Source organism: Aeromonas tecta (genome assembly GCF_000820185.1).
GTDB classification, from domain to species: domain Bacteria; phylum Pseudomonadota; class Gammaproteobacteria; order Enterobacterales; family Aeromonadaceae; genus Aeromonas; species Aeromonas tecta.
Map to the genome: position 1 here is coordinate 222,556 of NZ_CDCA01000037.1, position 15,674 is coordinate 238,229.

General features: G+C 53.4%; 5 protein-coding genes and 1 pseudogene. All 6 read right to left on the minus strand.

What is annotated here, in order from left to right; translation table 11 throughout:
• Nucleotides 1-74: 74 nt before the first annotated feature.
• Nucleotides 75-329 carry a DUF6719 family protein gene (locus tag BN1137_RS23125; RefSeq protein ID WP_332309866.1) on the minus strand — a complete coding sequence of 85 codons (255 nt, stop codon included), beginning with the start codon at nucleotides 327-329 and terminating at the stop codon, nucleotides 75-77.
• Nucleotides 318-674: pseudogene (locus tag BN1137_RS22100) on the minus strand (hypothetical protein); the annotation flags it as partial. The pseudogene BN1137_RS22100 and the gene BN1137_RS23125, both read right to left, overlap by 12 nt.
• Before the next feature lie 337 nt (nucleotides 675-1,011).
• Nucleotides 1,012-1,386, minus strand: a complete 375-nt coding sequence (gene cdiI, locus BN1137_RS22105) for a ribonuclease toxin immunity protein CdiI (protein ID WP_083443480.1) — start codon at nucleotides 1,384-1,386, stop codon at nucleotides 1,012-1,014.
• Between the two features lie 189 nt (nucleotides 1,387-1,575).
• Entirely contained in the window at nucleotides 1,576-2,850 is a 1,275-nt protein-coding gene (locus tag BN1137_RS18250) for a DUF637 domain-containing protein (RefSeq protein WP_050719952.1), read from the minus strand.
• Nucleotides 2,851-3,865: 1,015 nt separating this feature from the next.
• Nucleotides 3,866-4,204, minus strand: a complete 339-nt coding sequence (locus BN1137_RS18260) for a hypothetical protein (RefSeq protein ID WP_050719954.1) — start codon at nucleotides 4,202-4,204, stop codon at nucleotides 3,866-3,868.
• Nucleotides 4,201-15,657 carry a hemagglutinin repeat-containing protein gene (locus BN1137_RS18265; RefSeq protein ID WP_050719955.1) on the minus strand — a complete coding sequence of 3,819 codons (11,457 nt, stop codon included), beginning with the start codon at nucleotides 15,655-15,657 and terminating at the stop codon, nucleotides 4,201-4,203. The genes BN1137_RS18260 and BN1137_RS18265 overlap by 4 nt, the downstream gene beginning before the upstream one ends.
• Between the last annotated feature and the right edge of the window lie 17 nt (nucleotides 15,658-15,674).

A 15,674-nucleotide genomic window follows, 5' to 3' on the forward strand; every position in this document is an offset into this window, starting at 1 on the left:
GAGCCATATGAAAAGAGCCAAGGCGACTACCTTGGCTCTTTTTTACACTATATTCCGCTACTCCAGCCCACTTATCATTGCGGTCTGGGCACACATTCCACTTGGCGTGGGATATTCCGCTTGGCGTCGCCGCCGACCAGCTTCTTCACCTGACTGTCCGGGCAGCGGCCATCATCCACATAGACCTGCTTGCCATAAGGGATGGCTCCCGGCGGCGGATCCTGCGGCAGATACGAGATGGGGGCTGGGACAAGGGTGGCGCAACCCGACACCAGGCTCGTCATCAACAGTCCCGCCAGCCTTCCCGCACTCTTCCATCGAACAACCATTGGCCACTCCCTCAGTGTGATCCAGGCACTGCGCCAACTCCGGAGCACCACGACTGCTACGTGCTCGGCCACTTCCCGCTCGCTCCACCCCTGCGCCTGCTCTGCATCCACTTTCAGGACCAGGTGATAGTGGTTGATCATCACCGCATAGGTGCAGATACCGATGGCAAAAATCCGCGACAAACAACTGGCCCAGCTTGTCTACCACCCACTGGCGACGAGCTCGTAGCTCTGGCCCGAGTAAGCATCTTCCCCGCACAGGAAGGCCCGCCGCACACAGCGGCTGACCACATGGTAGTAAGGCGTATCCTGCAGACTGATTTGACGTGAACGGGCAATGGTCATGGCAAGTTACTCGGCAGTGATGCCTCAAGCCAAGCAAACCGCTATATTCCTGTCAAAATGGTGGGTGTCCCAGAATTTTGGCGGATGGGAGTCTGCTTGAACGACCCGCTTGCCAGCATAGCTGGTGGACAATATAAAACACCGGCTAAAGGCCGGTGTTTTATGATAAGCAGATTTTCGCAAATGCCCGATTACGCTTCGCTAATCGAGCCTACGGGCTAATAAAGCATGGTTTGATTTGCGGTAAATAGTGATGATGTTAATATCAAATTAAGGGTGAGACCGGTAATGGCCTTGCCTTGTTAGATCAATTACGCTGAATAAATCGAGGCTGTATCTATGTACCTTTTTTTGGTATTTTATCAATTAAACTATTTATTTTTAATGCGTGTTCCGGATGCAGATTTAAGAATCGTTCACATGCAAGATGCACGTAGTGATAGCAGGTTTCTTCGCTAACAATAACTGCTTTGGCTTCAGAAGGTGGATAGCCAACGGCAAATTCAACCCCTTCAAAATGCTCACTTTCATCATAACTATTCATATCTGGAAAGTTACAATAAGCGCCATCTGTATTAAAACCATGTCTTTTCACTATGTGCTCAATAACATCTAAGAAATTTCGACCAGAAAACATGGCATTGAAATATCCTATAATAACTTCATCTAAACCAGCGTACACATCTGACATTTCAAATAGGTTTTTATTCATATCGGCTCCCGAAATAAATCAATTAGGGTGATAATTTCTTACAGTTCCAGTTGATTTGTCAACATATATCCTGAAACTAATCCCATCGACACTAACATTAACGGCACCATTAGGACTGTTTAGTGCATCTTTATAGCCCTTAGCTGCAGCCTGTTGCCCAAGCTCCAACATTTTCTGATCATTAAATATTTAAGGGTCATAGATAGTTTTTGTTTCAGGCGTTACTTTGTACTCCCCTGTAAGATTCCCAGCACGGTCTTTAGTCAGGATTAAATACCTCACCTCAGTGATGCCATTCACTCCCGTAGGCGTTTCGCTGACAATCTTTACATTGTATTCTTTTGCGGCATCATAAAATACATTCGCATTGTGTCCGCCAGAAATACCTGATTTCTGTGTAAATCCATCTACAGTAGCCAGATGCTTTGGCTGATCAATACGAAAGCTAATACCATCGGGATAAGTTACCATCACCGGTTTACCTACCGCCGGTAACAATGTTTCTCCCCCCTCCTTCACCAACTTGGCCGTGACTTTCTCAGTCAGCAGCGCACCGCCTTTGATTGCACCTGCGCCCCCAGCGACCAGCGAAGCCCCCTCGACCAGCAGTTTGCCATACTCCATACCCGCATTAAACGAGCCGCTGGCACCAGCCTTCTGATACTCAGCCTCTGCAGCTTCAATACGGGCCAGATAACTCTGCTTTATTGCATCCTTCGCGGTACCAAGGATATCGCCACTATTGACCAGTTCTTTCAGTGCAGTGAGCGTCTGAACGGGGTTAAGTCCCAGTTGTACTAACCCTTGTACACCATCAATCATCCCTGCCGGAACACCTGCCAACATACCGGCACCAAAGGTGCTATCTTGCAACAAACTAATTGCATTCCATTTGGCACCCTCCTGGACAATGCATAGCCTTTCCCCGTTACAGGAAACAAAATCCTTTTCACGCTCCTTTTCTTGAGGATGACTTAGGTAGTTATACCGATACACCGTCTCAGCCCGCTCAGCTCCGATATCAAACTGGTTTTGATCGCCAGTTACAGCCACTGCAGCCAAACCACCCAGTACCTTGTTCAAAGCGACCTGGTGCTCGGTATTAGAGAAAACCTGACTACTCCAGCTGCTGGCCAACTCCGACATGGCGCCACCTGCTGCCCCCGCAGCAAACTTGCCACCGGTGATCTCGGCAATGGCACCGCTGGTCACCCCATGGGCAGCGATTTTCCCTGCCTCTGCCAACGCACTGTTGGCAGCATCAAATTTAATGCCTTGATCCCCTATCCAGTTGGCGGTGGACTTACCCACTTCCCCCTGAATATTGGAGAGCAAACTGGCTTTAAACGCATCCGCAAAGTGGGAGCCATTGATGGTGGTATTAATGCCTGCGGTTACGGCTGAGTGACTCGTCACCCGGTTGAAGGTATCCCAGGAGAACAGATCGGATGTGGCTGGCTGCATTAGCCTTTTGCGCCCACCCCATTGTATTATCCTGCCCTTGCAATGCCCCTGCACTTGCCACCAAAGCTGCCACCGTTATTGATTGTGGAAATTGTCGCCTGACTGACCAAGGTACTAAACGCCACGTTGGCCATTGCAACTGAAATCGCTCCTTTAACTGCCCATTAGGTCGCCTGTTGTACACTGAGGAGATATATATGCCATACCTACCAGAGGCCTTAATGATGCTCTATCGCAGTCAGCATATAGATTGGAGCTGGGGCTAGCCTCTTAGCCTTGCACCTACAACTGCCATTCAATAACATTAATCTTTCTCACTTAAGAATCCATCCATAATAGAGCATAATAAGTATTGATGTTAAATAAGACAATCTAGCCATCCAAATAAGGATGCTGTTTTTAGACACCTCACATCTAAAGAGTAACTCTTTTAAAAAACCAAATCTATCTGCCTTATCGTTCTTTACTGATAGAAATCTACAATGTAGGAATAGAGAAACTATTCCGAGCATGTTAATACAGTAAGAAATGATATTGCCATAGGACTCTCCCATCACCCACGAAAGCCCAATTCCCATAATGCATGATATAAGAAAGAACACAGCAGATGCATTAGTCAATACACTAGACTGATACATAATCTTATTCATGAATATCAATACACCTTTCGCATCATTTGATTTTATTTTGTTCTCAGCATAAAAACGTACTTGATACAATATTAGAAGCGCAAGAAATAATATCATGCCTGATGTAAAAACAATCTTCATAACACTTCCATTTTAAAGTCGTACCAGTATATTTTCTTGCCAACCTTTCCGATACCTTCCACATCAAAGGTGGCTGTCGTTGCCTGCATGCGCCTCTCCCAAATATTTGCTCACCACCAACTGGGTGGCCTGTTGCCCGACTTCATATTGACATAAAAAACACACCTATAAGCCTTGCAAAGAATATAATATCTTCACTTTTCATTTTTAAAATCACTCTTTATTTTTTCTTACTCCTATAAAGTTCAAAAAAAATCCTGCTCTATTTTACCTTCATCTTTAAGAATGTCGATAAAGCGACCATAGGCTATTTCATCATATTCCAAAAGATCATCAAGCAACCCTTCCTCTATTAGTGACCAATGATAAACCCCGGAATTAGAATAAACAAATCCATTAGGGAGTGTAGAATCAATAAACTCTACCTTCTCCGCTAGGTCACCAGTGATTCTATAAGGTGATAGACCACCATTACCTTTGGGGAGGCCCAATAAAATTGTTTCGGTATTAGATCGATCAATTGACATGACCCAATAAATACCATAAATATCGACAGCGTTACCCTTTTCAGTTTTAATTTTCATTTAACTACATCCTTTATATTATTAATGATATCAGTTGGGTTGGTTGTTGTGCGTTGAGGAGAAACTATTTTCATATCATATGCCTTACCTGTAACAGTGTTGTATTGATAATGAACTTCAATTTTCTTTCCATTAGGCAATTCATGAGACATCGTCATCTTTTCAAAACCCGCGGATTTGGGGAAGCGAACATCGCCATTTAAATCAAGTCCCATATCTGAAAACTTCACCCCACCTGATGGACTTTCTTTAATATTATTCCACAAGACTTGTTCATTTAAATCACGTGGCTGAGTAGACTGTCCCTTCTTCGCCGTCGATATTTTTTCTGCCGCACGGATCAGGATTTTATTATCAATAACTTTAGCTGTTTTACTGACAAGAGACAGTGCCTTTTCTGCCGGGATCGATGTCAGTAGCGCCAACGCGTAATCTTTCGCATCTTCTGCAGACAATATCGCCATTATGGTATCGGAGCCGGGATTGTTACTCAGAATGGCCCTGATAATATCCGTACCTTCTGGTGCATCGCCTTTTACCATTTGAGTTAAACCTGCATACACCTGTTCAGGTGGCAGATTATTGTCCTGCACATATTTCACATAAGAAGCTACTGATTGCCCATAACTCATTATTCCTGGTTGAAGCATATTATGCCAACCATCACTTAAGGAGTTATTTTCCACCACCGTCTTGCCGGTCTGGGCGCCTGCCAGCACATCGGTACCATCAGCACCGGTCAGGCCACCGGCCAAGCCGGCGGCGAGGGTAGCCAGAGTCGAGACGGTCTCCTTCTCCCCTTCTGTCAGCTGGCTTGCATCTTTGTGGTAGAGTTCAGTCGCCAACATGCCGACCAACTCGCCGGTGGCGGCGCCGGTAGCGCTGACCATGGCGTTCTTGTTCTGGGCTGCGGCCAGGGCTCCCTGTACCAGGGCATGAGCCATCACCCTAGATGGACCCTCCGGGGTTTGCTGTTTAATCAACTGAGCCAGATAAGGAGCAGCGGCACCGGCAGCGGCCTGAGCGATATCCCCGCCGGCCAGTCCTTGCAGGGCGGCTGTCGCCGCCTGCATCCCCCGCTGGAAGTCACTGCCGACCCCCCATTTCGCTTGAAGATCCTTGTACTCCTTGCTCTGGGCATACTTGGGATCCTCCTTGGCCTTCTCGTTCGCCTCTCCCAGATATTTGGTCACCACCAATTGAGTAGCCTGCTGCCCAACTTCGCCGATCATCCGGGCCTCTTGCATTCTCTCCAGCTCTTTCTGCTTGTCGAAGATGGGTGAGAGGCCGTTGGCAGCCTGGGTCGGATCCCGGTGCAGAGTTACTAGATCCTGCTGCTGCGCCTCTTCGTTACGGATCTCTATCTGACCCGCGCTGATGGATGCATGAGTGGTCGAGCTGGCACTACCACTACTGTTGCCACCACCCAGCATGGCGGCGGCTGTCATTGCGCCTTTGCCTGAGAATCCCTCCTCCTTGGATCCTCCACTGCTACTGATGCCTATGCTCTGGCTTTCGACCTTGTAATCGGCGCGGTTGACCAGGTCGTTCCAGCCCAGCGTGCCGGTAGAGAGCCGGTTCTTACTATCGTCTTCACTGCCCGCCAGCACGGCACCATTGAGCTGGGTATGCTCACCGACCCGGATATCGAAGCCCTGCTTGCCGGCAAAGACCCCGGTTTGTTCCACTACGCTCTCAAAATCGCTGTTAATCTTCTGGCGACTGGCATTGATGTAGCCAGAGCCTGACATGGAGCCGAAGGTAAAGCTGCCTCCCGCCGCTATGCTGCTCTGCTTGCTCTGATAGTGATCGTTATCCTGCTGGCTGGTGAGAGTCAGGTTGCGACCTATGTCGGCATTGACCTTGTCACCGCTGACCATGGCCCCGAGCAGGGTTGCATCACGGCCCGAGGTGAGGGTCAGCACATTGCCGGCGGTGATATTGGTTTCAGTATAGCGATCCGAATCGCCATTCTCCTTGCCCTTGGCGGCATTCATATTGGCAAAGATGCTGATCCCGAAGCTGCCTTGGGACACCCCAATACTGAGCCCCACATTCCAGCCGCTGCTATGGTTGCTGCCTTTGCTATCGCTGCTGTTGACTGCCGATTGCAACACCAGATCACGGGCCGCGCCTAGGGTCACGTTCTGCCCCTTGACGCTACTGCCTGTCATCAGGAGATCACCCGAGGTATTGGCCGCATCGCCCTTGGCAACGATGGTCACATCGCCGCCTGCGTTGACCTCGGAAGTGAAGGCATTGCTCTCACTGCTCTGGCTGCTCGAGTGGCTGCGCTGGTTGCCCACCGAAATGGCGATGCCAACGAAGGAGGCGTCAGGCACCCCCCCGGGACCTCCCGAGCTGGATTGCAATGCCTCCCAGGCCTGGTAACCACTCATCGCCGCCTTGGTGCCTTGCAGGGCGACCAGACGATCGTTGCTGCTCTCCTTGCTGGTCTTGGCGAGATCATAGGCTGCCTGTACGGCGGTGACGGCGCCCCCTGTCAAGGCCAGGGTCAAGCCAGACTGCTGGCTCTTGAACTCCTCCTTGCGCGTGATGATCTGCTGCTCGGACAGGATCGCAACATCCTTGCCCGTCATCAGGATATCCTTGCCGGCGATGACATCGCTGCCCGCTACCACCAGCTGATCACCCGCCTGCAGGGTGACATTCCCTTGCACGCTGCCAACGCTGGAGCCCTCTTTGGCCAGGGTGGCACCCATCATGTCGCTGCTTTGCTGCTGTTTGCCGATGGTGACTCCCAGACCGCCGCTGCCCATCAGGCCGGAGCGCTTGGTTTCGCTGAAGTGCATCTCGCGGCTCAACAGATCGACAGCGGAAATATTCATATCGCGGCCCGCCAACAAGGTAGCACCGAGATCCCCGACCACATTGCTTCCCTTGATATCCATATCCTGCTGCGCCTTGAGCAGCACATACTGGCCACCCAGATCGCTGGCCTGGGCGGCATGTTGCTCGACGATGTCATGGGTGGTGGAGGTCTTCTTGCTGAACGCCTTCTTCTTTGTTTCCTTGGTATAAGACTCACGGTAGTCGGTGGTCTCACCGGACTCGACCAGAAGATCTCGCCCAGCGGTGGCCGATAGCTGCTCCGTCGCCTGTACGCTGGCGGCGCGCAGGCTGAGATCCCCGCCCGAACGCAGCGCTATGTTGTTGGCGGTCAGGTTGACCCCTACCTCTTCACTCTGACGCTCGATGTCATAGCCATTGCGGCGAGTGGTATGCAAGGAGGCTTGGTTATCCGCGGTTTTCAAACTGAGTTCGTTGCCTGCCTGCAACAGCGCATCCCCTTTCGCCGTGAGGGAGGTGGCGCTGATAATCAGATCCCTATCTGCCGAGAGGGCCAATGAACGGCCCGCATCCAGGCTACTCATCAGCTGCTCGACCCGGGTGAAGCTGTTTTGGCCCTCTTCCCACTTGCTTCGATCCTCCAGGCTGCCAATGGTGATATCCCGCCCTGCCGAGAGGGACATGTCGAGGCCCGCGAGGAGATTGCTGGCTGACAGGGAGATGTCCTGCCCGGCTTGCAGCAAGAGGTTGCCCGTTGACTCGATACGGGCGATGTCCCCCACGTCGGTGCGGCTGAAGCGAGTCTGATCGGTGAGTTCACTCGACAGCACACCGTTGACATCCACATGACGCTGGGAGGTCTGGGTTTCGTTACGAACCGAGCCGTCCAACGAGGCAATGGCGACATTCCCCCCCTTGATGAGGTTCTGGTTGAGGATGTCTCCCTTCGCAATCAGCTCGAGACGCCCACCGGCCTGGATCTGACCCTGGTTGACCAGGGTGCTGCCGCTCTTGAGGGATAGAGTGCCATCGGCCAGCAGGGTGCCGCTGTTGTTGATGCCTCCTGCAGTCAGATCGATATTAGCGGCAGTGATGACACTACCGGAGAGGTGGCGTTTGTCGGCTTCGGTCAAGTAGAGCTTGGGAGCGAGCACTATCTTGCCCTGATACCAGACTGGCTCCCACCACACCATGCTGTGACCGAGTTGGGCGACCTGCTCGGCGCTCAAGGCAACCCCTGGAGAGAGCCCAAGCTCACGCTGGTTCTTGGCTGCGTTGTCGATCAGAGCCTTCATCTGAGCCAGATCAGACCCCATCTCGTTGTTGATGAAGCGCCGACCCGTCTGGGCCAATACCGCATCACGGATAACGCGGGTATCGAAAGCCGCATCCCCGAGCAGCTTGATGTCTTTCTCCGGGGTGAAGTTCACCTGATCGAAGAAGTAGTTTGAGCCGAGGAACTGGTCGACCTGGGTCAGAACCGGGCTGGTTTCAACCACTGGAGCCGTTACAACGGCAGGCGTGGGCTGGCTGCTAATCTGTGCGGCGCCAGGCGCCACCACAGTCACGCCGCTGACGGGCTGACCCTGCCAGCCATTTTGCAGGCTCTGTTGCCATTGGCCAGCAACTTGTCCTCCCCCTCCGGTAACTTGCTGCCCACCTCCTTCATGGGTGAAACCATCCTGCAAGCTTTGCTGCCATTGACCAGCTGACCCCGAATGTCCACCCGAGATATGCGGCCCCTGTCCACTGGGGTTGAAGCTCTGTTGCAGACTATGTTGCCATTGGTTTGTTACTCCTGAGCTGCCCCCTGCAATTTGCGGCTCTTGCCCAGTTGGGCTGAAACCCTGTTGCAAACTCTGTTGCCACAGGTCTGTTGCCCCTGAACTTCCCCCAGCAATTTGCGGTCCTTGTCCAGTTGGGCTGAAACCCTGTTGCAAACTCTGCTGCCATTGGTCTGAAGCGCCTGTGGCTCCAGCCCCGACTTGTGGTCCCTGTTCAGTAGGGCCAAAGCCCTGTTGCAAACTCTGCTGCCATTGCTGAGAGACAGTGGCATGGCCATTGTTGACTGGCTTGACGCCGTTCAAGTCTTGGAAATCGGGGGATGCGGCTTCGCCAATCACACGCCCAGGCAACGACCAGTTCGCATTCTGACCATTAGCCTGGGTTATACCGCCATTACCAGAAATGCTATCGAAGGAGAGTTGCCCCGACCCCTGCAACTGCTGCTGGAGAGCTGCATCGATGCGATCCATCATGCCGTTGCCGGATTGCCCCAAGTTGGCCAGCAGCGGATTGACCTCGATCAGATAAGGGCTGTCACCGCTGTCATTGATGGCAAAGAGACCCTTGTCTCCCGAGGGTAACTGGAAGTCCGGCATCGGTACTCCGTTATCGGGACCGACTGGTTTCAACACATGAGATATAAACTGTAAATTACTAGGCGATGGAGGAGTGAAAGCACTACCATTATTATTTATGTATTGAGGCCTAGATATATCATCGCGACCATCAACCTTTACGCCATTATTATTTAAAATCCCACTAACATTACCATAAAGCCCATGTGAGGCCGATATATTAGAAGTGTGTACCGTACCTTCAGCATAGCTCGAACTCGTATTTACCAGAGTATATAAAAACTTGGTCTTATTGTCCTTCACTCCATACAACACACCCGTCTCTGGATCTTTATATACATAAACACCTGTATTATAGAAATCTGACAACTGTGGGAGCGCATCATCTTTTAGCTTATATACAAAAGTCTCACGGGAGATGCCAGATGTATACCCAATATTATTTATTTGTGATGACTCCATATATATATCTCTACCTGATACGATATCTCCAATTTCATTCACAACTTGATTTGATTTTATTTTGATATCTTTCCCTGAGACAACAACCCCTCTTTCCCCTGCATTAACAACCAACTCTGATGCATTGCCATTCAATATTATATCTTCTTTATTCTTAGGTACTGCAACTTTTTTATAAGATACATATGGTATGTTTCTACTTTCAATGACAAGGTCATTATAATCCACAGGTATATAGAGAGATGAGCTGCCAATATTAAGGTTATGTGTAGGTTTTACTTCATTCCGAACAACAGAGATCGCATTGGATTTATTAGTAAACCTCTCACCAACTATTTCTATGTTACCACCAACACTCTCTATTCTCCCCCCATCATTGACGACCACCACACTGCCAATGAAAATATTATCCTGTGAGCTTATCTCTCCACGATCATTAGTCAGACGTTCACTATGTAATACCATGGTACTATCAGAGATAAGTGTACTATAGTTATCTATGCTTTTAGAGTTAATTGAAAGTATGGTGCCAACAATGGCCCCTTTATTCTCCACGTTGCCATTACTTTTTATACCTACTTTTCCCCCACCTACAATTGATCCGGTTTGGGATAGGTTATTCACAGCAACATTTACACTTCCATTACTCCCCAACATACCTTTATTATACATATTGCCTGATATATTAATTATAAATTTATTACCACTACCCCATTCATTAACATGTGTCCAATCACCTTGCACTCTCACGTCAAGAGTGCCCTTAGCACTCAGAGTGCCTTGGCTACTCAGGGATGAACCAACTTTGAGGGAGAGATCGCCACCGGACAGCCATTCACCTATGCCGGTTGCCTGACCAGCCTCCAGCGTGGCCTTCTGCCCCGCCAGGATCTTGCCGGGAGCATAGATGTCTGCACTGTGCAGGGTAAGCTGTTGTCCGAACAAGGTGCCAGTATTGACCAAGCGTGCCAGTGGCGAGGCCTCCAGCCAGTTAGCGCTGACGAGGCCCGCATTGCTTAACTGGTTTCCCTTGAGGAGCAAACTGTTGCCGGATGAAAGCTCGCCGGCATTGCTGAGCGTGACGGCGGAGATATCGCCCTGGTTCTGTGCTCGCAGCACGGCGCCCAGCTGATTGTCGAGAGACTGCGTCTCCAGGCGCACAGAGCCACCCTGCACACGCCCACGGTTCAGAACCTCGGCATTGGTGATGGTCAGATTATTGGCAAGTAGCGCTCCCCGGTTATCGAGTTGAGCGTTTGTGATGGTGAGTCCATCCCCTTGCAAGGTTCCCCGGTTATCCAACCGGGCGCCACTCAGGCTTCCTTGACCGACAACCAGCATGATGCCGTCGTTTTGCAGTTCGCCGCGGCTCTGCAGAGTACCAGCCTCAATACGTCCTTGCTGATCGATGCGAGCCGCCCCCAGAGTCAGTTCACCGCCACTGAGCAGATTACCCAACTGGCTTAGCTGAGAGGTGGTGGTGAGATTGACATTGCCCTTGGAGGCCAGGGTTCCCTTGAGAGTCAGTGAAGGCGCAGAGAGAAGGATGCCCCCATCTGCCTGTACCGTGCCCGCAAGTACCGAATCCTCGGTGAATGCGGCATTCAAGGTGCCGCTGGCACGGGTCTTGCCGTTTTGCTGCCAGCTGCCGCTGCGCAGTCCGAGATCGGTCCCTGCCAGCAGATCGCCCTGCTGTTCAACGCGGCTACCTTTGATCTGCATTGCTCGCTCGGACTGCCAGAGCCCTTGCTGGGTCAGCTGCTTGCCTTCGACCGACAAGTTACCGCCCGATACCAGCTGACTGCCTGTTTTACTGCTCAGATCGCCGCGGCTCAGTAGGGTCAGATCGCCGCCACTGATCAAAGATCCGTTTAACGTGACTGTATCCGCCTGGATATCGGTCGCGCCGAGGATACGCCATGGGCCCTGTTGTTGCAGTTGGCCGGTGCGCAGCGTCAGAGTGCCATTGCTACCCAGAGTACCCGCCCCTTGCCAGCTAGCACTGTTCAGAACGAGATTACCACCTTGCCACTGTCCGTCATGCTGAACCGCGCCCCGGGCGTTCACCACCAGATTGCCCTGGCTGTTGAGGCTGCCTCCTGTCGTCAGGCTGCTCGTATCCAGAGCGACAGCCCCTCCCTGCAAGGTGCCATCCAGCGTCAAGGCTTCACCTTCTAGCCGCAGCGCACTATCCGTGACGGTCGTGCCACTGTGGTTGAAGCGTTGCCCCTGCCAGCTCAGATCATCCGCGGCGGAGAGCATGCCAGCACTGCTGACATCCGCCCCCTTGAGTGCCAACCGGCCGTTACTGGCCGTGGTGCTGCCGTTCTCAAGAATTATCTCGTCGGCAGTCAGGGACATATCCTGATTGGCCAACAACTTGCCGCGGCTATTGAGGTGCTGCGCCGTCAGGGTCATGGCACTGCCTGATTGCAGCGTACCGCTGTTGTCCAACGCATCCAGCGTCAGGCTCTGCGCCAGGCCACTGATCCAGTGCCCACTATTGAGCAGACGAGTTGCCGTCAGCGTGATGCCTTGATCGGCTTGCCAATGGCCACGGTTGATCAGATCGCCAGTTTTCAAGGCCAGCGCGCCCTTGCTGACCAGCGCACCGCCGTTGTCGATATGACCGGCCTCAAGCGTCAGTGTCTCACTCGAGATCTTGCCTTCGTTATGCAGGGTATCTGCCACCTGCAATGCCAAGCCTCCCCCACTGGCCAGCACACCCTGCTGAGTCAAGGCTGTCGCCAGAATTTCCTGCTGCAAACCAGCCACTATACTGCCTTGCAACGTCATCTGGTCGGCCTTTAGCTGCTGCTTTTCCTTGGCCAGCAGGCTGCTTGTTTTGCCTGTTGTCAGGGTGCTGGCTTCCAGTGTCTGACGATCTCCCTTGAGGCTCCCCTCCAGGGAGATCTGATTGCCGCTGAGTTCAGCCTCGCGGGCGACGGTTGTTCCCCCCATGATCAGATGCTGGCCACCCCATTGCAGGCGATCGGCCACGACATTGCCTGCCAGCGTTGCCTGGCCTGCAGTCAGTGTGAGTTGCTTCTTAGCCTGGGTGAGACCACCCAGAGCCAATGAGTCGGCTCCCAGCGTCAGCTCGCCACTGCTTAGCATGTCCCCTTGGGAGTCCAGGGTTGCGGCGTTCAGATTGATGTGATCCTTGCCAACCAGAACCCCATTGTTCTCGAGGCGATCCGTGGCCACCATGGTCAACTGATGAACCCCCACATCACCACTGTTGATGAGGTGTTGACCCGACAGGGTCGCCCGGCCGGCGATCAAGGCACCCAGGTTGTGCCATTGTTTCCCCTCCCAACCAAATTCCTCCAGGCTCTCCATCCGCCCGCGGTTTGTCAGTTCGCCAAATGCCAGTCCCATGCTGGCGGCACGCAAGGCGCCGCTGTTGTTGAATTGGGTGCCTTCCATCTTCAGCGCGCCATCGCCGACCCACTGGCCGTGCTGCTGCACATCATCTACCTTGATGGATTGATCGCCTGCACCGAGCCAGGAGCCTTCTTGCACCAGGCTCTTGCCAACCAGGGTGAGCGGTCCACCGGCCACCAGAGTCGCCCCCTGCTGGTTATGCATTTCTCCGACGTTAAGACTCGCAGCCTGTTCGCTCGCCAAGCGCCCCTTGTTGACCAGAGAGTCGGCCAACAGTTGCCATTGGCTGGCTTGCCAATCACCATCGAGGGTCAGTTGCTTGCCCGTGCTGTGCAGTAGGGCGCCAACACGCCAGTTACCAGCCAGCTGTTGCTCATCGCCCTTCAGGGTCAAGGAGCCACCAATATCGGCATTCCCTCCCAGGGCTAAAAGGTTGGCACCAAGCTGGACAGCCCCCTGACTGGTGAGGCGCCCGGTCAGGATGGCGCGCTCCGCCGAAAGTTCGACCCCTTGCTTGCCTTGCAACAAGCCACTGTTTTGCAGCTCTTTGCTGATCAGGGAGAGTTGGTTACCCGCCAGGCTACCCTGGTTGGTCAGGCGATCTTTGGCTTCGATACTGTGTTTGCCACCGGCAATGAGGGTCCCATCGTTATCGAGGGAGCGAGTGGTCAGCGTCAGATCCTTGCCCGCCTGCAACCACCCCTTATTGGTCAGCAGATCGCTCTGCCAGGTAAAACTATCTGCGATAAGGTGTTGGCCACTGCTCTGCCCCTCACGGCTTTGCAACGCCGCAGTCCTGGCTTGTGTCGAGCCACCCAGCTGCAACTGGTCGGCATCAATGCTGAGGCCCTGGACTGTGTTCAGCGTGCCGAGTTGAACGTAGTTGTCAGCAGTGATGCCCACGTTCCCCTTGGCTGCCACGGTACCTGCCAACGTCACGGCATCTCCGGCCAATGACAGCTTGCCACCGGCCTGTAACACACCTTTGTCTTGTTGGGTCAGCCGTGTTCCACGCCAGACCAGCGCACCGTCAGTGGCCAGCGAACCCCGTTGATCCCACTGCCCTGCGTCGATGTCCGCCTGCTTGGCCAACACCTTGCCGGCACTGCGCAGGGTTTCCGCCTTCACGTTGAGATCTGCGCCAACCTCCAGTTCACCGCCGAGATCGGCATCTTTCGCCTCCAGCCGCAGTGCGCCACCGACTTGCTGTGTGCCAGACAGACTCAACAAGGTGGCCCCCAAGGTCAGATCCGTGCCAATGCGAGACCCCCCACCGAGTTGCAGCGTATCGGCCTGCAATTGAGCGCCCCGGGTGGTCTCGAGCGTTCCTTGCAGGGTCAATCGAGAGCCAGTCAAGGCCATATCCCGGGCGAACAACCCTCCCTGGCTGCTGAGCTCGGCAAAATCGAGCGCCATACGCCCCTGTGCCAGCGCAGTGCCTTTGTGAGTCAAGGCATTCCCTGACAGGGTCAGATCGGCACCCGCCTGCATCCAGCCATTACCTTCCAGCTGCTTGCTTTGCCATACCAAATTGTCCGATGCCAGCAGTCGACCATGCTGGCTACCGCGATCGCTGGTGAGTAGAACGGACTGCCCCTGTACCTGCCCGGTCAATGACAAATCATCAGCCTTGATGGCCATGGCCTGGCCGCTGACCAGGGCGCCACTCTGACTGACCTGTTTGCCCTGGATGTCCAGCGCGTTACCCGCGCCGATGGTGCCTCCCAGCGTCAGCTGCTCACCTGTGAGCGTGACCCCCTGGTTGGCAATCAACTCGCTATTCTGATCTGTGGTCAGATGCTGCCCCAACCACTGCAGCCCTTCCCGACTGTGCAGCTTGCCGTCGCTCTTGGCCTGATTGACCGCCAACACCAGCGACTGGGCCTTGAGCAGTCCATCAAACTCACCTTCCTCGGCTGTGATGTGGGCCTTGCCTCCCACCAGGGTCTGACCACTCAGTTGCAACAACCGGCTGCCCAGTTGCAGCTCACCGTCGGTCAGCTGCTGGCCCATCAGCACCAGCTCATCCCCGTCAAGGGCGAGCCGTGAGACCCCCAGCAAAGTGCCGCTACTGCTCAACTGGTGGGCATCCACCGCCACATCCTGGCTGGCGATACGTCCCGTGTTGGTTAGCTTGTTGGCCGTTATCGCCAAGGTTTCACCGCCGGCCAGAGAGCCCTGGTTACTCAGGGTGTCGCCCTTGAGCACCAGGTGCTTGTCACCCTGCAGGCTGCCGCTATTGTCCAGCTCACCGCCTTGCCAACTCAGGGTCTGGCCCGCCTGTATCTCGCCCTGGTTATGGAGCTTGCCTGCCGTCAGCTGGACTTCTTCTCCTCGCACCTTGCCGCCGACCGTTAGAGCGTCGCTGTTCACATTGAGCGACTTGGCTTCGGTTTCCCCATTCAGCGTCAGGCTATCAGCCTTGATGGCCATGGCCTGGCCGCTGACCA

Bases quoted from the DNA above. Each gene is read 5' to 3' on its own strand.
- BN1137_RS23125 (WP_332309866.1), bottom strand. From the start codon at position 329: ATGGTTGTTCGATGGAAGAGTGCGGGAAGGCTGGCGGGACTGTTGATG.
- cdiI (WP_083443480.1), bottom strand. From the start codon at position 1,386: ATGAATAAAAACCTATTTGAAATGTCAGATGTGTACGCTGGTTTAGAT.
- BN1137_RS18250 (WP_050719952.1), bottom strand. From the start codon at position 2,850: ATGCAGCCAGCCACATCCGATCTGTTCTCCTGGGATACCTTCAACCGG.
- BN1137_RS18260 (WP_050719954.1), bottom strand. From the start codon at position 4,204: ATGAAAATTAAAACTGAAAAGGGTAACGCTGTCGATATTTATGGTATT.
- BN1137_RS18265 (WP_050719955.1), bottom strand. From the start codon at position 15,657: ATGGCCATCAAGGCTGATAGCCTGACGCTGAATGGGGAAACCGAAGCC.